17 protein-coding genes are annotated in these 17,678 nt (G+C 61.5%); 15 read left to right on the forward strand and 2 right to left on the reverse strand.

Features of this window, described 5'->3' with window-relative positions; translation table 11 throughout:
- Positions 1–101 precede the first annotated feature (101 nt).
- Positions 102–1,118, reverse strand: coding sequence for an NADPH-dependent aldehyde reductase Ahr (gene ahr, locus RS694_RS15405; RefSeq protein WP_076069803.1), 1,017 nt, complete (start codon positions 1,116–1,118; stop codon positions 102–104).
- A gap of 162 nt (positions 1,119–1,280) precedes the next feature.
- On the opposite strand from ahr, the gene RS694_RS15410 reads away from it, so the two are divergent.
- The 3 genes from RS694_RS15410 to RS694_RS15420 are packed head-to-tail and all read left to right on the forward strand — an operon-like array spanning position 1,281 to position 4,256.
- Complete coding sequence (locus tag RS694_RS15410) at positions 1,281–2,399, forward strand: beta-ketoacyl-ACP synthase III (RefSeq protein WP_029709204.1); 1,119 nt, start codon at positions 1,281–1,283, stop codon at positions 2,397–2,399.
- Between the two features lies 1 nt (position 2,400).
- Complete coding sequence (locus RS694_RS15415) at positions 2,401–3,030, forward strand: LysE family translocator (protein ID WP_029709203.1); 630 nt, start codon at positions 2,401–2,403, stop codon at positions 3,028–3,030.
- A gap of 11 nt (positions 3,031–3,041) precedes the next feature.
- On the forward strand, positions 3,042–4,256 hold the full coding sequence (locus RS694_RS15420; protein ID WP_029709202.1) for a serine hydrolase domain-containing protein: 1,215 nt from the start codon (positions 3,042–3,044) through the stop codon (positions 4,254–4,256).
- Here RS694_RS15420 and RS694_RS15425 read toward each other — a convergent pair.
- Positions 4,253–4,780 (reverse strand): GNAT family N-acetyltransferase, encoded by a 528-nt coding sequence (locus RS694_RS15425; protein WP_029709200.1) that lies wholly within the window; start codon positions 4,778–4,780, stop codon positions 4,253–4,255. The genes RS694_RS15420 and RS694_RS15425 overlap by 4 nt on opposite strands.
- A 96-nt stretch (positions 4,781–4,876) precedes the next feature.
- Between RS694_RS15425 and RS694_RS15430 the strand changes: the two genes are divergently transcribed.
- The 12 genes from RS694_RS15430 to RS694_RS15485 all read left to right on the forward strand — a co-directional run bounded on the left by RS694_RS15430 (position 4,877) and on the right by RS694_RS15485 (position 17,630).
- Positions 4,877–5,179, forward strand: a complete 303-nt coding sequence (locus tag RS694_RS15430; RefSeq protein WP_051392068.1) for a 2Fe-2S iron-sulfur cluster-binding protein — start codon at positions 4,877–4,879, stop codon at positions 5,177–5,179.
- Between the two features lie 96 nt (positions 5,180–5,275).
- Positions 5,276–6,967 carry an AMP-binding protein gene (locus RS694_RS15435; RefSeq protein WP_029709198.1) on the forward strand — a complete coding sequence of 564 codons (1,692 nt, stop codon included), beginning with the start codon at positions 5,276–5,278 and terminating at the stop codon, positions 6,965–6,967.
- A 138-nt stretch (positions 6,968–7,105) separates the two neighbouring features.
- A complete protein-coding gene (locus tag RS694_RS15440) occupies positions 7,106–7,726 on the forward strand; it encodes a c-type cytochrome (protein WP_241464166.1) in 621 nt (206 codons plus the stop codon).
- A gap of 1 nt (position 7,727) precedes the next feature.
- On the forward strand, positions 7,728–9,032 hold the full coding sequence (locus RS694_RS15445; protein ID WP_037248145.1) for a cytochrome c: 1,305 nt from the start codon (positions 7,728–7,730) through the stop codon (positions 9,030–9,032).
- Between the two features lie 10 nt (positions 9,033–9,042).
- The gene (gene ushA / locus RS694_RS15450; RefSeq protein ID WP_029709194.1) at positions 9,043–10,680 is read left to right on the forward strand and encodes a bifunctional UDP-sugar hydrolase/5'-nucleotidase UshA; all 1,638 of its coding nucleotides are present in this window, start codon (positions 9,043–9,045) and stop codon (positions 10,678–10,680) included.
- A 100-nt stretch (positions 10,681–10,780) separates the two neighbouring features.
- Positions 10,781–12,871 (forward strand): PAS domain-containing hybrid sensor histidine kinase/response regulator, encoded by a 2,091-nt coding sequence (locus tag RS694_RS15455; protein WP_051392067.1) that lies wholly within the window; start codon positions 10,781–10,783, stop codon positions 12,869–12,871.
- The gene (locus RS694_RS15460) at positions 12,858–13,523 is read left to right on the forward strand and encodes an RluA family pseudouridine synthase (RefSeq protein ID WP_076069805.1); all 666 of its coding nucleotides are present in this window, start codon (positions 12,858–12,860) and stop codon (positions 13,521–13,523) included. The genes RS694_RS15455 and RS694_RS15460 overlap by 14 nt, the downstream gene beginning before the upstream one ends.
- A 21-nt stretch (positions 13,524–13,544) precedes the next feature.
- Positions 13,545–14,399, forward strand: coding sequence for a 3',5'-nucleoside bisphosphate phosphatase (locus RS694_RS15465; protein ID WP_029709191.1), 855 nt, complete (start codon positions 13,545–13,547; stop codon positions 14,397–14,399).
- Between the two features lie 19 nt (positions 14,400–14,418).
- On the forward strand, positions 14,419–15,042 hold the full coding sequence (locus RS694_RS15470) for an L-threonylcarbamoyladenylate synthase (RefSeq protein WP_029709190.1): 624 nt from the start codon (positions 14,419–14,421) through the stop codon (positions 15,040–15,042).
- Between the two features lie 33 nt (positions 15,043–15,075).
- On the forward strand, positions 15,076–15,744 hold the full coding sequence (locus RS694_RS15475; RefSeq protein ID WP_029709189.1) for a site-2 protease family protein: 669 nt from the start codon (positions 15,076–15,078) through the stop codon (positions 15,742–15,744).
- Positions 15,745–15,762: 18 nt separating this feature from the next.
- On the forward strand, positions 15,763–17,055 hold the full coding sequence (locus RS694_RS15480; RefSeq protein WP_029709188.1) for a tryptophan--tRNA ligase: 1,293 nt from the start codon (positions 15,763–15,765) through the stop codon (positions 17,053–17,055).
- A 104-nt stretch (positions 17,056–17,159) separates the two neighbouring features.
- Positions 17,160–17,630, forward strand: coding sequence for a cache domain-containing protein (locus tag RS694_RS15485; protein WP_029709187.1), 471 nt, complete (start codon positions 17,160–17,162; stop codon positions 17,628–17,630).
- Positions 17,631–17,678 lie beyond the last annotated feature (48 nt).

Below are 17,678 nucleotides of genomic sequence, written 5' to 3' on the forward strand. Positions count from 1 at the left end.
TCAGCCCCCCGAACTGGTCACCCAGTTCAGGGGAATTGCTACTAAATCAATAGCTGCTTGCGCAATATCCATAAGGTCTAGAAGACCATTTTATTTAAATTTCAAGCAAAGTCCGCGTCCAGCACCACGCGGTAACGCGCCTTGCCGCTGCGCAGGTGGTCCAGCGCTTCGTTGACCCGGGACATGGGAAAGTTCTCCACCTGCGGCGCAATGCCGTGGCGGGCGGAGAACTCCAGCATCTGCGCCAGGATGGCCGGTGAAGGCGTGGGAGACGCCGAGATGCTGCGCTGCCATGAAAGCAGCCCACTGGTACGCACCTTCATGGCCTCGGTCACCACACCCACCATGTGCAAACGGCCCTTGGGTGCCAGCGTGTTCAGCAGCGCATCCCACTCCAGACTCGCGCCCACGGTGACCAGCAAAAAGTCCAACTTGCCGGCAAAGGCCTTGAGTTCTTTCACGTCCACGCTGGACACCGTGCGGTGTGCGCCGAGCAGCAAAGCCTCTTCGCGTTTGGATGGGCTGGAGGTGAATGCTGTCACGTCACACCCCCAGGCCTTGGCAAATTTGACGGCCAGATGGCCGAGCCCGCCGATGCCCACTACGCCCACGCGGTCGGTCGGTTTGATGTTGTGGATCACAAACGGCAGGTAAGCCGTGCCGCCACCGCACATCAGCGGTCCGGCCGCCGCCGGGTCCAGCGTCGCCGGCAGGGGCAAAGCCCAACTCCAGTGGGCACGCACCCGGTCGGCGAAACCGCCGTGGCGCCCGATGATGGTGGGCTGGCGTGTGCCGCACAGATTGTGTTCACCGCCCATGCAGTGGTGGCAATGCAGACAGCTCTTGCTGTGCCAGCCCAGTCCCACGCGCTGGCCCACGGTACGTCCCTTGGCCTGCGGCCCTACGGCCACGATGGTGCCCACCACTTCATGGCCCGGCACCAGCGGGTAGGTGGCAGGAAACCACTCGCTGTCGACCATGGCCAGGTCGGAGTGGCACACGCCGCAATGCTCGACCACGATCTCCACGTCTTCTGCGTCCATGGCACCGGGATCAAAGTCCAGGCGTTGCAGGGGTCCGCCGCTTTGGTGGGCCGCCCAGGCGCGAAATGGGGTCATGGAAGTCTCCTTTAGAAATATTTTGCCGAAAGCGCAGATTACCGCGTTTGGGCCTTTCACAGCAGCCCGGGTGTCAAGCTGGCGACCTGGAAGAGTCGACGGATAATCTGCGCAGGCATGGGCAGCCCGCCCCTGCGTTCTTCCCCGTACCAGAATTCCACCATGCATCGTGTCGCCATCAGCAGTACCGGCCTGTTCACACCACCCGAGGTCATTACCAACCAGGAGTTGGTGGAAGCCTTCAACCAGTACGCCGCGCTGGAAAACGCCAAATACGCGGCCGAGATTGCAGCCGGTACACGCGTGGCGCTGACCGACTCCAACGTGGAGTTCATCGAAAAAGCCTCCGGCATCCAGCGCCGTTATGTGATGGAGAAAAAGGGCGTGCTGGACCCGCGCCGCATGCGCCCCCTGTTCACGCCCCGCCCCGACACCGAGATTTCCATGATGGCTGAGATCGGCGTCAAGGCGGCCCAGGCCGCGCTCGACGCAGCGGGCAAGACCGCCGCCGATGTGGATGGTGTGATCTGCGCCGCCGCCAACATGCAGCGCCCCTACCCCGCCATGGGCGTGGAAATCCAGACCGCGTTGGGCGTGCAGGGCTATGGCTTTGACATGAACGTGGCCTGTTCCTCTGCCACCTTTGCGCTGGAGCTGGCCGTCAACGCGGTGCGCACAGGCACAGCGCGCGCCGTGCTGGTGGTGAATCCCGAAATCACGTCTGCCCACCTGGCCTGGAAAGACCGCGACTGCCATTTCATCTTTGGCGATGTGTGCACCGCCATCCTGGTGGAACGGCTGGACCTGGCGCCTGCAGGCGCATTCGAGGTGCTGGGCACCAAGCTCTTGAGCAGCTTTTCCAACAACATCCGCAACAACAACGGCTTCATGTCACGCGCCGAAGACCGGGACCCAGACGACCGTGACCAGCTCTTCCGCCAGGAAGGCCGCAAGGTGTTCAAGGAAGTCTGCCCCATGGCCGCCGAACACATGGAAACCCACCTGGCATCGCTGGACCTGGCACCCAAAGACGTGCGCCGTTTCTGGCTGCACCAGGCGAACCTGGCCATGAACCAGTTCATCACGCGCAAGCTATTGGGACGCGAAGCCACAACCGACGATGCGCCGGTGATCCTGGACGAGTTTGCCAACACCGCATCGGCCGGCTCCATCATTGCGTTCCACCGCCATAACGCCGATATCCAGACCGGCGAAGTGGGTGTGATCTGTTCTTTTGGTGCCGGTTATTCCATCGGCAGCGTAATTGTGAGGAAGCTTTGATATGACCCTGAGTACCTGGTGGCTGTTTGTGCTGATGACCTTTGTGGTCTCGGCAACCCCTGGACCCAACATGCTGCTGGTGATGAGCAGCAGCGCCCGTTTCGGACTGCGCCCTGCGGTGATCACCATGGGTGGCTGCATGACCGCACTGATGGCCATGATGGGTATTTCGGCTGCTGGCCTGGGCGCACTGCTGCACACCTTCCCCATGGTGTTTGATGCATTGCGTCTGGCCGGTGCCGCCTACCTGGCCTACCTGGGCGTCAAAAGCTGGCGTGCGCCGGTGCAGGACATGACCGAAGAGTCCGCCGTGCTGGCCGCAGCCGAGGCGCAACCGGCGGTGCTGTTCCGCCAGGGCTTTCTGGTGGCTGCGAGCAACCCCAAAGCCATCCTGTTTGCAGCGGCTTTCTTTCCGCAGTTCATCAACCCGCAGCAGGCCCAATTGCCGCAGTTCGGCATTCTGCTGGCCACGTTTGCGGTGATTGAGATCAGCTGGTACTTTGTCTATGCCATCAGTGGCAAGCAGTTGTCCACCTACCTGCGCCGCGCCAGCGTGATGCGTGTTTTCAACCGCCTGACCGGCGGCGTGTTCGTCGGCTTCGCCGCCATCATGGCCACCGTACGCGAATAAGGACCTCACCCATGCCCGTTGCCACAGGCCCCATAGCCGGACAGTACGCCGAAGGCTTTGCGCCCCTGGCCGCTCAATTTGCGGCGCACTTCAGGGCAAAGCAGGAAATTGGCGCCAGCCTGTGCGTCTACCACCGCGGTGAAATGGTGGTGGACCTGTGGGGCGGCCTGGCCGACCGCGAGACGCAAGCGCCGTGGACAGCCGACTCGCTGGTCGTAGTGTTCTCCGCTACCAAAGGCCTGGCGGCCATGGCACTGAACATGGCCGCAGAACGTGGCAAGTTCGAATGGGATGCGCCGGTAGCGCAGTACTGGCCCGCGTTCGCACAGAACGGCAAGGCAGACATCACAGTGCGCCAGCTCTTCAACCACCGTGCCGGGCTGGCCGCCATCGATGTGTCACTGGTGCTGGCCGACTTCTACGACCCGAGCCAAACCGAACGCCTGAACGCCATCCTGGCGGCGCAGGCGCCTGCATGGACGGCGGATGCCGATCAGGGCTACCACACCATGAGTTTTGGCATGTATGCCGAAGCGTTTTTCCAAAAGGTCTGCGGTGAACCGCTGGCCACCTTCCTGCACCGGGAACTGCTGGACCCGCTGGGTGCGGATGTATTCATGGGCACACCCGCATCCCAAGACGAACGCGTTGCCACGCTGTACCCGGTGTCCACGCCCACGCGTCTGGTCCACATGCTGTGGGCCGCAGCACGCGGTGGCAGCACTGAGTCCAACGTAGCCCGTGCAGTGCTCTCGGGCGGACTGGCCAAATCCTCGCTCATGAATCCACCCACACCCGGTGGCCTGGGCGCCTACAACCTGCCCCCCGTGCGGCGCCACTGCCTGGCCTGGGCGTCAGCCACAGCCAGCGCACGCGGACTGGCACGCGCCTATGCGCCCTGGTCCATGCAAGGCACATGGCAGGGCCGCCAGTATGTGCAGCCGGAAACGATTGCCCCCATCCTGCAACGGCAAGGCTGGAGCGAACAGGACCAGGTACTGGGCAAACCCATGGGCTGGGCCCAGGGGTTTCTCAAGGAAGATGATGGGGTGTTTTCGCCCAGCCGCGCGTCCTTTGGACATCCGGGCATGGGCGGGGCTTTGGGCTGGTGCGACCCAGAGGCCCAACTGAGCTGGGCCTACACCATGAACCACATGGACTGGCGGGTGCGTTCGCCGCGGGCCCTGGCGTTGTGCCAGGCCCTGTACCGCTGCAAACTGGATTAGTTCAGCGCGCGTTTGAGGCGAATTTCCTCGATCTTTGCGGCACCAATCGGCACGGTCTTGGCGGTGGACATTTCACGCTTGAAACCTGCCAGTTCGTGGAAACGCATGGCGCGTTCATTGGCAATCGGTACCCACACACTCACGTGAGTGCAGCCTTCGTCCTGCAGACCTTCACGTGCGGCATCCCACAAGGCCAGGCCCACGCCCTTGGCCCAGTAATCGGGCGTCACGTAAATGGCCCAAATTTCGCCCATGGTGGGGGGAGTGCCCTTGTCACGTGAGCGGTCAAAGCCCACAAAGCCCACAATCTTGTCGTCGTCCAGCGCTACCTGTACCTGAGGCTCGCTGTATTCGATGGCTTCGCGCCAGTAGGCTTGGCGCTTGTCCAGCGGCATGGTGGGAATGGGGGTGTCGCCCAACAAGGCCTTGTAGGCCTCACGTACGGTCATGTTGTGGAGTTCGGCAATGGTCTTGGCATCGCGCAAGGTCGCGGGGCGCACCTTGAAAGTAGTCGTACTGGACATGTCTAAACGGTAACCTGAAGCAAAATGAAAAAGAGTGCGATTGTCGCCGCAAACGCGAAATGCCTCTTTTTTTGACCTGTAAACCCCTCTCACGGCATGTCTGAAGCCCCTCCTCCCAATGCACCGCCCGATTGGCGCGTCACACTGCAGCCCGATGCATCGTCGTTTGCAGCACCCGCGTCGGTGACTGTGCTGCAGGCCGCCCTGGCCGCCGGAATAGACTGGCCCAGCTCCTGTCGCAATGGCACATGCCGCACCTGCATGGGGCACATCCTGCAAGGCCAGGTCCAGTACCAGATTGAATGGCCGGGCCTGAGCGCGGAAGAAAAGGCGGAGGGCTATTTTTTGCCCTGCGTAGCCTGTGCCACATCGGATCTGGAGGTCATGTTGCCCTGGTGAACCGGGAGTTCAAACTCTACGTCACCTAGGGTCAACACCATTGTTACACCCGGGTTGTGCAGAAAGAATGGTCGCCTCTTCAGACAGGAAAGCTCCATGACCGCTCCCATCTCCGTGTCCCAGGGTGATCTGCCATTGCAGTCTCTCTTCCGCTGGGAAAAAGAACGCAGCCAACAGGTTTACCTCACCCAGCCCACCGGCAATGGTGTGGTGCGCGACATCACGTGGGGCGATGCGGCCAGCCAGGTGCGTCGTATGGCGGCCTGGCTACAGGCCCAGAACTGGCCCGCCGGCAGCCGGGTGGCGATCGTTGGCAAGAACAGTGCGCACTGGATCCTGGCGGACCTAGCCATCCTGATGGCCGGGCATGTTTCGGTACCGATTTACCCCACGTTCAACGCGGAGGCCCTGTCTTACATTCTGGAGCACAGCGAGGCACGCGCCTGTTTTGTCGGCAAGATGGACGACATCGCAAATGTGCAAAACGGCATACCAGAAGGTATCCCCCTGATCGCCTTGCCCCTGGCCCCCCGCATGCCCATTCTGCAGTGGGACGACCTGATTGCCAAGACCGCGCCGTTGCAAGGCACACCGGTGACCGATCCCCAATCGATCTGCACCATCATCTACACCTCCGGAACGACCGGAAAGCCCAAGGGTGTGGTGCACACCTTCCATGCCATGGCCTGGGGCCTCACCAGTGCCACACAGCGGGTCACCATGAACCCCAGCGACCGCTATATCTCCTACCTGCCGCTGGCCCACGTGGCAGAGCGCATGCTGGTGGAACAGGCCTCTTTGCGTTACGGTGGTCGCATCTTCTTTGCCGAATCGCTGGACACCTTCTTGCAGGACCTGCAACGTGCCCGGCCCACGATCTTTTTCTCGGTGCCGCGCCTCTGGGTCAAGTTCCAGCAAGGCGTGCACTCCAAGATGCCGGCCGCCAAACTCAAGCGCCTGTTGGCCATTCCACTGCTGGGCCATGTGGTGCGCCGCAAGATCCTCAAGGGCCTCGGTCTGGACCAGTGCCGACTGGCCGCCGGTGGTGCCGCTCCCATGCCCGCCGACGTGTTGCAGTGGTACCGCAATCTGGGACTGAATCTGGTCGAGGTCTATGGCATGACGGAGAACTGCGGTGTCTCGCACTCCACCCTGCCCGGCTCACGCCAGACCGGGTCTGTCGGTCTGCCCTACAACGAAGTCGAAAGCCGGGTGGACCCGGAAACCGGTGAGGTACAGATGCGTTGCCAGGCACTTATGCAAGGCTACTACCGCGAACCCGAACAAACGGCGGCAGCGATGACCGCCGACGGCTGGCTGCGCACCGGTGACAAGGGCCGGATAGACAACGCCGGTTTCCTCAGCATCACCGGACGGGTCAAGGACATTTTCAAAACCACCAAAGGCAAATATGTGGCGCCCGCGCCGATTGAGGACCTTCTGGTGCTGCACTCCGATATCGAAGCCTGTGCCGTGACGGGCGCCAACTGCCCACAACCGTTGGCCCTGGTCATGCTGTCACAAGATGCCGTGAACCGCTGCCAGTCTCCGCAAAACCGCCAGGAGTTGAACAACTCCCTGCACGCCCACCTGCAGACGGTCAACGCCAAACTCGAACCCCACGAAAAACTGGGCTGTCTGGTCGTGATCACTACCGCATGGACACCCGAAAACGGATTTGTCACACCCACGCTCAAAGTCAAACGTGCGCGCATCGAAGAGACCTACGCGGCCCGCTTTGACGACTGGTTTGCCCAAGGCTCCTCGGTAGTGTGGGCCGCGAACTAAGCCCGTAACACACAGGGGAGAAGGCCCGTGCGGTAAGCTCGGGCCATGCATCTGCTGCGCCTTCATTTACTTCGGTTCATCACAGGATTTACGCTGCTGTGGCAAGTCAGCGCCGGAGCAGCAGATTTTAAGGACAGCATGGCGCAGCGCACCCTCGCGTGCACCGCTTGCCACGGCGCTCAGGGCAAGGCTGGTCCAGACGGCTACTACCCACGACTCGCCGGAAAACCCGCAGGCTATCTCTACAACCAGTTGGTGAATTTCCGTGAGGGAAGGCGCCATTACACGTTGATGGAAGACCTGGTCAATCTCTTGAGCGATGCCTATCTGCGGGAAATCGCCGAATATTTTTCCGCGCTCGACATCCCCTATCCGTTACCCACAAAAAACCCCGCTACAGAAGCCACTCTGGTGCGCGGAAAAACATTGGCACAGCAGGGAAACCTGGCGCGTGGACTGCCATCGTGCACCCAGTGCCATGGCGCAGCGCTGACCGGTGTAGCCCCCAATGTGCCAGGCCTGCTGGGCCTGCCGCGTGATTACCTGAATGCCCAGTTGGGCGGCTGGCAAACCGGCCAGCGCCGCGCCGCCGGACCCGATTGCATGGCCCAGGTGGCCCGCAAGCTGGATGCCACCGAGGTGAATGCCGTGTCCTTGTGGCTGTCACTGCAAACCGTACCCAGTCCGGCCAAAGCCGTGACACAAAGCCCCGCTTGGCCCGCCCATACGCCGCGCATGGACTGCGGTAGTACACCCTGATATGAACAAGCGCAAACACTTATTCTGGCGCGTGGTCCTGTTCGCAGCCTTGCTGGCGCTGGCCGCATGGATCCTGTTGCCAGGACACACACCTGCACCCGCCCTGCAACCAGACACACGCACAGCAGAAATACCCGCTGACAACTCGCGCATTGCGCGCGGCGCCTACCTCGCCCGCATGGGCAATTGCGCGCTGTGCCATACGGCCCGTGGAGGAGAGAGTTATGCCGGTGGCCGTAACTTCGATACCCCGTTTGGGACCATCTTCAGCAGCAACATCACGCCCGACCGGGCACACGGCATAGGCAGTTGGACCGCAGAGGATTTCTGGCGCGCACTGCACTTGGGGGAATCCAGAGAGGGGCGCTGGCTCACACCGGCATTTCCGTATACCAACTTCACGCACATCACGCGCAGCGACTCCGATGACCTCTACGCCTACTTGAGGTCCATCCCTTCCTCACTCAACCCCAACACTGCCCACACACTGCGCTGGCCCTACAACACCCAATTCGCGCTGGGCGTATGGCGCACCCTGTTTTTCACACCGGGCAAGGAACAGCGTGTCGCCAGTACACCATCACCCGCGACCCCGTTGCAGCGCGGGGCGTATCTGGTGGAAGGACTGGGCCATTGCAGCGCATGCCACACCGAACGCAACGTTCTGGGGGCCATTGACTCCGGCAACACCTTGTCCGGTGGCATGTTGCCGTCGCAAGACTGGTATGCCCCGTCATTGCGAAATGCCAAAGAGACATCACTGCACAGCTGGAGCGAAGCGGAACTCCGCGCGTTGCTGCAAACGGGCACCTCTGCACGCGGCAACGCCATGGGCCCCATGGCCGAAGTGGTGCTGCACAGCACGCAGTACCTGACCGATGCAGATGCGCAAGCCATGGGCACCTACCTGAAGTCATTGCCCGCCGTCTCCGCTGCAGCACCCGCGGAGCAAAAACGCTCCGCGCCCGACACGCTGGGAATGGGCGCACGACTCTATGACAAACACTGTGCAGAGTGCCACGGCGCACAGGGCGAAGGTCGCGCCGGCGTCTACCCTGCGCTGGCCCAAAATCCCACAGTGAATGCAGCAGATCTGAACAATTTGGTGCGTATCGTCTGGCAGGGTGGTTTTGCGCCAGCCACCACGGCCAACCCGCGCCCCTATGGCATGCCGCCCTTTTTGCTGCAGTTCAATGACCAGGAGCTTGCGGCGCTGCTGTCCTATGTGCGCAGTGCCTGGGGCAACGGTGCGGGCCCCGTCAGTGAGTTTGATATAAACAAACTCCGCACGCGCCCTGCCCCCTGAGTTCCGCCCCATGCAGCTTCATATTTCCGCGCTGAGTGCCCTGGTACTTTTGAGCCTGGGGGCGTGCGGCAGCATGGTGCCCACAGAAGTGGTGAAGGACCGCAGTTACGCCATCACCATCCTGCACACCAATGACCACCATGGCCGCTTCTGGAAAAACCGGGACGGGGAATACGGCATGGCGGCGCGCAAAACCGTGATCGATGCCATCCGCAGCGAAGTCGCCCAGGCCGGCGGCTACAGCCTGTTGCTGGATGGTGGTGATGTGAACACCGGCGTACCCGAATCGGATCTGCAAAACGCGGTACCCGACTTCAAAGGCATGAACCTGCTGGGCTACGACGCCATGGCGGTCGGCAACCACGAGTTCGACAAACCGCTGAGCGCACTGCAGATGCAGCGGGATCTGGCCCGGTTCCCCATGTTGTCGGCCAACATCTACCGCCAGGGCGCGCGTATGTTCGAGCCCTATCGCATCTTCAACCTGGGGGGCGTCAAGATAGCGGTCATGGGTTTAACCACCGAAGACACCGCCAGGCTCGTCAACCCGGACAACATCAAGGGCATCGAATTCCGCAGTCCCATCCCGGAGGCAGCGCAGCTTGTCCCCGCGTTGCGCGGCAAGGCAGATGTCGTCATCGCCGCCACCCACATGGGGCACTATGAGAACGGGAACCACGGCACCCAGGCTGCGGGCGATGTGGAGATGGCCCGCGCGGTCAAAGGTTTGGACCTGATTGTCGGTGGCCACACCCAGAACCCGGCCTGTATGCGCGCAGAAAACGTGGTGGACAAAGCCTATGTGCCAGGCACCGAATGCCAGCCGGATCGCCAGAACGGCACCTGGATTGTGCAGGCCCATGAGTGGGGCAAATACGTGGGCCGCGCAGATTTTGAGTACCGCAACGGTGCGTTCAAACTGCTGAAGTACACGCTGGTGCCTGTCAATCTGAAAAAGCCCGTCAAGGCAGCCGATGGCAAAACCAGCATGGTCACTTACACCCCTGAAATTGCCGAGAACAAAGACATGCTGGCACTGCTGCAGCCCTACCAGGCGTTTGGCCAGCAAAAATTGATGGTGGAATTGGGCCGCAGCGACGCCCGACTGGAAGGCGACCGCACGCTGGTGCGCAAACAGCCCACCAACCTGGGGGTGATGATTGCCCAGGCCATGATGGAAAAAACACGTGCCGACTTTGCGCTGATGAATGCCGGTGGCGTGCGCGACTCCTTGCCCGCAGGCAGCATCACTTACAAGGATGTACTGACCGTCCACCCCTTCGGCAACACGATTGCCACCGTCGACCTCACGGGCGCAGAAGTGCTGGCCTACCTGGGGACGGCAGCAAAGATGAGTCCGGGGTCCGGAGCGTTCCCGCAATTCGCCGGCATCCGTCTGGCCATCGTGGGGGGCGCTATCCAGCAGGCCAGCATCCGCGACGCGGCTATCGATCCGATCAAAACCTACCGCATGGCCATCAACAATTTTGTGGCAGCGGGAGGCGATGGTTACCCCCGCCTCAGCGATCACCCTTCGTTTGTAGATACCGGCTTTGTGGATGCCGATGTGCTGCAAACGTTTATTGCCGCCCACAGCCCGATTCAGGCTATTCGCTTTGAGCCGGGTGACAGCATCACCCGCAACTAACACGCTCGCAATGCGCATTACCCCCGACCGAAGAAGCAGTCTGCCCCGCCGTCAAACACTGCGGCTGGTACAGCGCCCCGCCACATCGACGGGGACCTCGATGCGGCTGGAACAGGACCTGATTCTGGACGGCTACGCGCCGACCCAGATGATCGAGGATTTGCGCAAATACCAGTCCGAACTGGAAGTGCAGAACAAGGCTTTACGCTACAGCCAGCAGGAGGCCGAAGGTGCTTCAGAGCGCTTCGCCACCCTGTTTTCCAACGTGCCACTGGCGTTGATGGTGGTGGACGAAGAAGGGCTGGTGATGGCCAGCAACGCCATGGCCCTGCGCCTGTTTCAACCCCTGGAAAGTGACCCTCCGCTGCATTTCCTGCTGCCCTTTGTCGGCGCAGCACACGCAGATGAGGTCGCGGTCGGTTTTCTGAGCGCCAAGTCTGCGGGCACCAGCGAGGTCAGTGAAGTGGTGTTCATGGCCGGCGCACAAGGCACCTTTACCGGTGACCTGCACATTGCCCGCATCGAAAACCCGCAGGACGAACTGGCCCACTTTATCTGCGCCATCATCGACCAGGGGCCACTGCTGGCACAACGACAGGCCCTGCAGGAAAGTGCTACGGTGCTGCGCCAGCGCAATGAAGACTTGCTGCTCAGCGAGAACCGCATGGCCGCGATCATCAACTCCTCACTCGATGCCATTTTGTGTGTCGATGAAAACCAGTGCATCACCGTTTTCAATCCCGCGGCGACCACCCTGTTCCAGTGCCCGGCAGCACAGGCCTACGGCAGCAAGCTGGGGCTTTTCTTGCCTGCAGTGGAGAAAGCACTGGTGGAAGGTGCCGTGCCAGTGCAGGCGACTTTGGGCGAGTTTCAGGCCAGCACACTGCAGGGTGGAACCCTGTTTGTGGAGATCAGCGTTTCCATTGAACGGCGCAATACCGCCCATGGCGCCATCACCACCATTTTCGCGCGCGACCTGACCGCACGCAAACGGGCGGAAGCCCAGCGCGCAGCGCTGGAAACACAGCTGCGGGAATCGCAAAAAATGCAGGCCATGGGCACCATGGCCGGAGGCATCGCACACGACTTCAACAACATTCTGAGCGCCATCCTGGGCAACGTCGATCTGGCCAAACAAGACACCGCGCCCCACGCACCCGCACTGACCAGCCTGAAGGAAATCGACAAGGCGGGACGCCGTGCACGCGATCTGGTACGCCAGATTCTGACCTTCAGCCGCAACGAAGCACCCAAACGCGTATCCCTGCAATTGGCTGAGGTGGTGCATGAAACGGTACGCCTGATCAAGGTCACCCTGCCGCCGGGTGTGGACCTGCAGGTCACCGTGGAAGAGGATAACCCCACCGTGCTGGCCGATGCCACCCAGGTGGAACAGGCCCTGTTAAACCTATGTACCAACGCCGTCCTGGCAGTAGGTGCAAGCAAAGGGGTTGTGCAAGTCAGGCTGTCCAGTACCGTCCTGGAACACCCCTTGGCAGGCCGTATAGGATTGCCGCCGTCCAGCTACGTAACACTGCAGGTCAGCGACACCGGCAACGGGATGGCGCAAGAGACGCTGGAGCGCATTTTCGAGCCATTTTTCACCACCCGCCAGGTCGGCCAGGGCACGGGGCTGGGCCTGTCGGTTGTACACGGCATCATGCAAACGCACCAGGGCGCGGTAGACGTACAAAGCCACCTGGGCCACGGCAGCCAGTTCACGCTTTACTTTCCCATCACGCAGGAAGCGGCAGCCGCCATCGCGCCCGAACCGGAACCCGCTGCCCCCATTCATGGCCGCGGACGCCATGTGATGTATGTGGACGACGACCAGGCCCTGGTGTTCCTGGTCGCCCGTGTGCTGACGCGCAAAGGTTTTACCGTCACCACATTCACCGATCCGCACCAGGCAGAGCAGGCGCTGCGCAGTAACCCGCAGGCTTTTGACCTGCTGGTAACCGACTACAACATGCCGGGCTACAGCGGGGTGGACCTGCTGCGCGCCGCCAAAGCCCTGCGCCCGGACTTGCCTGTGGCGCTGGCATCCGGTTATGTGACCCCAGAGATTGAATCCAGTGCCATGGAGGCCGGGGCCAGCGCATTGATCTACAAGCCCAACGACGTCAACGAATTGTGCGAAACCGTGCAGCGGCTCATTGCCCATAGTGACACCGGCAGTGACACCACCTGAACCTCTGGCGCCGGTGCCGGGCTTGCAGATCGTGTATCTGGACGATGCCGTCATCGTCCTCGACAAACCCTCCGGCTTGCTCTCGGTTCCCGGGCGGGGGGCTGACAAGCAGGACTGCCTGAGCGCCCGCGTCCAGGCGGTCTATCCGGACGCCCTAGTCGTACACCGGCTCGACATGGCAACCTCCGGCCTGATCGTGATGGCACGTGGCCCGGCGGCCCAGCGCAGTCTTAACCGCGCTTTTGCCGAACGGGAAGTCCACAAGCGCTACGAGGCGGTGGTCCATGCACAGCTCACCACACCGCTGGATACCTGGCAGGTGATTGACCTGCCGATCCGCGTGGATTGGCCCAACCGCCCGCTGCGCATCATTGACGCACTGGGGCAGGCCAGCGTGACCCGCCTGCGCACCTTATCCGTGGATACCCACAACAACACGAGTCGCGTGGAACTGGAGCCTGTGACAGGGCGTTCGCACCAGTTGCGTGTGCACCTGCAAGCCATCAGCCATCCGATTCTGGGCGACGCACTGTATGCCCCTGCCGAAGTGGTGGCCAAGGCCCCGCGGTTGTTGCTGCACGCCTGCACCCTGGCATTGACCCATCCGGAGAGTGGCCAATGGATGGAATGGACATCGGCCGCCGGGTTTTGAAAGCACGCCTAAAATGGCCCGGTGACTACCATTCGCAATGCCGACCTCCACTGCCACTCCGTCGTTTCCGATGGCACGCTGACACCCGAAGCCTTGGCGGCACGGGCCAGTGGCAACGGTGTCGAGTTGTGGGCCCTGACCGACCACGATGAGGTTGGTGGCCAGCAGCGTGCCCTGGCGGCTGCCAAAGACAACGGTATGCGTTACCTCACCGGTACCGAAATCTCCATTACCTTTATCGGACAGACCGTACACGTCGTGGGCCTGGGCTTTGATGCCGACAATGAAGACCTGCGGGAAGGACTGCGCCAGACGCGCGGCGGACGCCGCGAACGCGCCATGGAAATGTCCGATGGTCTGGCCAAGGTTGGCATCAAGGACGCCTTTGAGGGCGCACTCAAGTTTGTCGGCAACCCTGAGCTGATTTCACGCACCCACTTTGCCCGCTTTCTGGTGGAAAGCGGTGTCTGCAAGGAAACCAGTGAGGTGTTTCGCAAGTACCTGACCGAAGGCAAGCCCGGCTTTGTGCCGCACCGCTGGGCCTCGCTCAAAGACGCAGTGACCTGGATCACCCAGGCCGGCGGCATGGCCGTCATTGCCCACCCGGCGCGTTACAAGTTCACCCCCAACGAAGAGTTCGCGCTGTTCACCGAGTTCAAGAACCACGGTGGCCAGGGCGTCGAAGTCGTCACTGGCAGCCATACCGCCGCCGAGTACCTGGTCTACGCGGCCATGGCCAAGGAGTTTGGTCTGGCGGCATCGCGCGGCAGTGACTTCCACAGTCCGGACGACAGCCACACCGAGCTGGGCACCCTGCCCCTGCTTCCGGAAGATCTGACGCCGGTCTGGGAGTTGCTGGCCCCGCGCATCCAGTAGGTCGCAGAGACGCTCCCGCATGGCGCAATACTTCGAAGTTCACCCCGACAATCCCCAGCCCCGCCTGCTCAAGCAGGCGGTGGCCTTGCTGGAAAAAGGCGGCGTACTGGCCGTCCCCACCGACTCCAGCTACGCGCTGGTCTGCCATCTGGACGACAAGGCGGCGGCCGATCTGCTGCGCCGCATCCGCGGTGTGGACGACAAACACCACCTGACCCTGCTGTGCCGCGACCTCAGCGAGCTGGCCAGTTATGCACGCGTGGACAACCGCCAGTACCGCCTGCTCAAATCCGCCACACCTGGCCCCTACACCTTCATTCTGGAAGCCAGCAAGGAAGTGCCGCGCCGCGTGAGCCACCCCTCACGCAAGACCATCGGCCTGCGGGTCCCCGAACATCAAGTGCTCCAGGAGCTTCTGGCCCTTCATGGGTCTGCGCTGCTAGCTACTACTTTGATAGCGGATGGTGAGACCGACCCGCTCAACGACGCACAGGACATCCGGGACCGGTATGAACGCCTGATAGCCGCGGTCATCGATGCCGGCGCCTGCGCCCAGGAACCGACCACCGTGGTGGACCTGACGGGCGAAACACCCGCGCTGATTCGCCAGGGCCGTGGTGATCTGGCCCGGCTGGGCATGTAGGTTTTCAACCATTTCACTCTGAGACAATTCCCCGTGGACTTTGCACACCTTATCCAGACCGTCGCCCTCTACGCCTTGCCGGTCATTTTTGCCATCACGGTGCATGAGGCCGCCCACGGGTACGCAGCGCGGTATTTTGGCGACAACACCGCCTGGATGATGGGCCGTGTGACCCTGAACCCGACACGCCATATCGACCCCATAGGCACCATCCTGATGCCACTGCTGCTGTACTTCGCTACCTCCGGGGCTTTCCTGTTTGGTTATGCCAAGCCCGTGCCGGTGCGTTTTGACAAGCTGCGCAACCCCAAACGCGACATGATCTGGGTGGCGCTGGCCGGACCGGGTGCCAATTTCGTACAGGCGTTTTTGTGGGGGGCCCTGCTCTACCTACTGCAGGGCGTGGGCGTTACCGAGACCTTCTTTCTGAAGATGTGCCAGGGTGGCGTACTGGTCAATGTCGTGATGTTTGCGTTCAACCTGTTTCCGCTGCCACCGCTGGACGGAGGGCGCATTCTGGTGGGGCTGCTGCCCTACCGCCAGGCCGAACTGGTGTCCCGCATTGAACCCTGGGGCTTTTTCATTGTCATGGGGCTGGTTATTGCCGGGGTCGTCAGCGCGCTCTGGATGCAGCCCGTCATGGCGCTCACTTTTGGCCTGCTCGATCTCCTGCTCACGCCACTGTCCCTGCTGTCCCGCTAACTTCGTATTCACTGCACCATGGCTACTGTCCGTTTCCTCACCGGTATCACCACCACCGGCACACCCCATCTGGGCAATTACGTCGGCTCCATTCGCCCTTCCGTGCGCGCCAGCCAGACCCCGGGCGTGGAGAGTTTTTACTTTCTGGCCGACTACCACGCGCTGATCAAGATCGATGATCCGGCCCGCATCCAGCGCTCCACGCTGGAAATCGCCGCGAGCTGGCTGGCAGCGGGGCTCAACCCGGAGCAGGTCACCTTCTACCGCCAGTCCGACATACCCGAGATTCCCGAACTCACCTGGTTTCTGACCTGTGTGACCGGCAAAGGCGTGCTCAACCGCGCCCATGCCTACAAGGCCTCGGTGGACAAAAACACCGCCGCCGGTGTGGATCCCGATGCCGATGTGACGGCAGGCCTGTTCATGTACCCGGTGCTCATGGGCGCAGACATCCTGCTGTTCAACGCACACAAAGTACCGGTAGGACGCGACCAGATCCAGCACATTGAAATGGCACGCGATATGGCGGCCAGCTTCAACCACCGTTATGGCGAACACTTTGTGCCGCCACAGGCCGAGATTGAGGAAGCAGTCGCCACCTTGCCCGGCCTGGACGGCCGCAAGATGAGCAAGAGTTATGACAACACCATTCCCCTATTCGCATCGCGCGAGCAGCTCAAGAAGCTGATCTCCGGCATCGTCACCGACTCGCGCGCACCTGGCGAACCCAAGGACACCGAAGGCTCTGCCCTGTTCCAGATCTACCAGGCCTTTGCCACACCCGAAGAAACCGCCGCACTGCGCCAGTCCTTTGCCGATGGCATCGCATGGGGCGAGGCCAAAAACGTGCTGTTTGAACGCATTGACCGCGAGATTGCGCCCATGCGCGAGACCTACGAAGCGCTGATCAACAACCCGGCCCGCATCGAAGCCATCTTGCTGGCCGGACGCGACAAGGCACGCCAGATCGCCACACCGTTTATGGGCCGCGTGCGCCAGGCCGTAGGCTTGCGCAATCTGCAAGGGGCCGCAACCGCCTCTGCGGGCAAAGCCGCCAAGACCGCTGTGGCCGCCTTCAAGCAGTACCGCGAGAAAGATGGCCAGTTCTACTTCAAGCTGGTCGACGCCAAGGGCGGCGTGCTGCTGCAAAGCTTGGGCTTTTCATCGCCCAAAGCCGCAGGCCAATGCATTGCCCAATTGGTTCAGGATGGAGCCACTGCACTCGTTGCTCTGGCCCATCAACTGGAGCCAGCCTCTGACTTACAAGAAGCCACAGGCGCACTAATGGAAATACAGCGCTCAAAAGCGTAACTTCTGCAAACTGTCGGTAGGTATACGGGCAATTGCCCCGTTGCTTGTGTTTACCCCCTGGGGTATAAGTTCAGATGGAAGATCACAACAACGAAGGAGCAACCATGAAACATTCCTCAATCACCGCTTCCTTGGTATTTGCATTGGCGGCTAGCTGTTTGCCCATAGCTGCAATGGCACAAGCCAAAGCTACTGCGGCTGAAGCGACTGCCATGGTCAAAAAGGGGGTCGCCGCTATGAAAGCGGCGGGTAAAGACAAGGACAAGCTCTATACCGAAGTCACCGCCAAAGATGCCAAATGGGCAGACAGGGACCTCTACTTGGTGATCTACGGCATGGACGGCGTCGTGCGTGCCCACGGAGCCAACGCCAAGCTCGTTGGCGCAGCCATGATGGACATGCTGGACATCGATGGCAAACCTTATATCAAAGAGCGCATTGAACTGGCCAAGACAAAAGGCACTTTCTGGCAGGACTATAAGTTCACCAACCCTACCTCCAAGAAGATCGAACCCAAGAGCATGTACTGCGAAAAGCTGGACGACGCTGTACTTTGTGCCGGTATCTACAAGTAATTTTCCACGCCTTGCATTGATTTCCCTCCCGCCCAATGGGCGGCGGGG

The organism is Rhodoferax saidenbachensis, from assembly GCF_001955715.1.
Taxonomy (GTDB): domain Bacteria; phylum Pseudomonadota; class Gammaproteobacteria; order Burkholderiales; family Burkholderiaceae_C; genus Allorhodoferax; species Allorhodoferax saidenbachensis.

Coding starts and splice junctions, on each gene's coding strand:
- RS694_RS15445 (WP_037248145.1), top strand. CDS start 7,728: ATGAACAAGCGCAAACACTTATTCTGGCGCGTGGTCCTGTTCGCAGCC.
- RS694_RS15470 (WP_029709190.1), top strand. CDS start 14,419: ATGGCGCAATACTTCGAAGTTCACCCCGACAATCCCCAGCCCCGCCTG.
- RS694_RS15455 (WP_051392067.1), top strand. CDS start 10,781: ATGCGGCTGGAACAGGACCTGATTCTGGACGGCTACGCGCCGACCCAG.
- ushA (WP_029709194.1), top strand. CDS start 9,043: ATGCAGCTTCATATTTCCGCGCTGAGTGCCCTGGTACTTTTGAGCCTG.
- RS694_RS15425 (WP_029709200.1), bottom strand. CDS start 4,780: ATGTCCAGTACGACTACTTTCAAGGTGCGCCCCGCGACCTTGCGCGAT.
- RS694_RS15480 (WP_029709188.1), top strand. CDS start 15,763: ATGGCTACTGTCCGTTTCCTCACCGGTATCACCACCACCGGCACACCC.
- RS694_RS15410 (WP_029709204.1), top strand. CDS start 1,281: ATGCATCGTGTCGCCATCAGCAGTACCGGCCTGTTCACACCACCCGAG.
- ahr (WP_076069803.1), bottom strand. CDS start 1,118: ATGACCCCATTTCGCGCCTGGGCGGCCCACCAAAGCGGCGGACCCCTG.
- RS694_RS15440 (WP_241464166.1), top strand. CDS start 7,106: ATGGCGCAGCGCACCCTCGCGTGCACCGCTTGCCACGGCGCTCAGGGC.
- RS694_RS15435 (WP_029709198.1), top strand. CDS start 5,276: ATGACCGCTCCCATCTCCGTGTCCCAGGGTGATCTGCCATTGCAGTCT.
- RS694_RS15430 (WP_051392068.1), top strand. CDS start 4,877: ATGTCTGAAGCCCCTCCTCCCAATGCACCGCCCGATTGGCGCGTCACA.
- RS694_RS15485 (WP_029709187.1), top strand. CDS start 17,160: ATGAAACATTCCTCAATCACCGCTTCCTTGGTATTTGCATTGGCGGCT.
- RS694_RS15420 (WP_029709202.1), top strand. CDS start 3,042: ATGCCCGTTGCCACAGGCCCCATAGCCGGACAGTACGCCGAAGGCTTT.
- RS694_RS15415 (WP_029709203.1), top strand. CDS start 2,401: ATGACCCTGAGTACCTGGTGGCTGTTTGTGCTGATGACCTTTGTGGTC.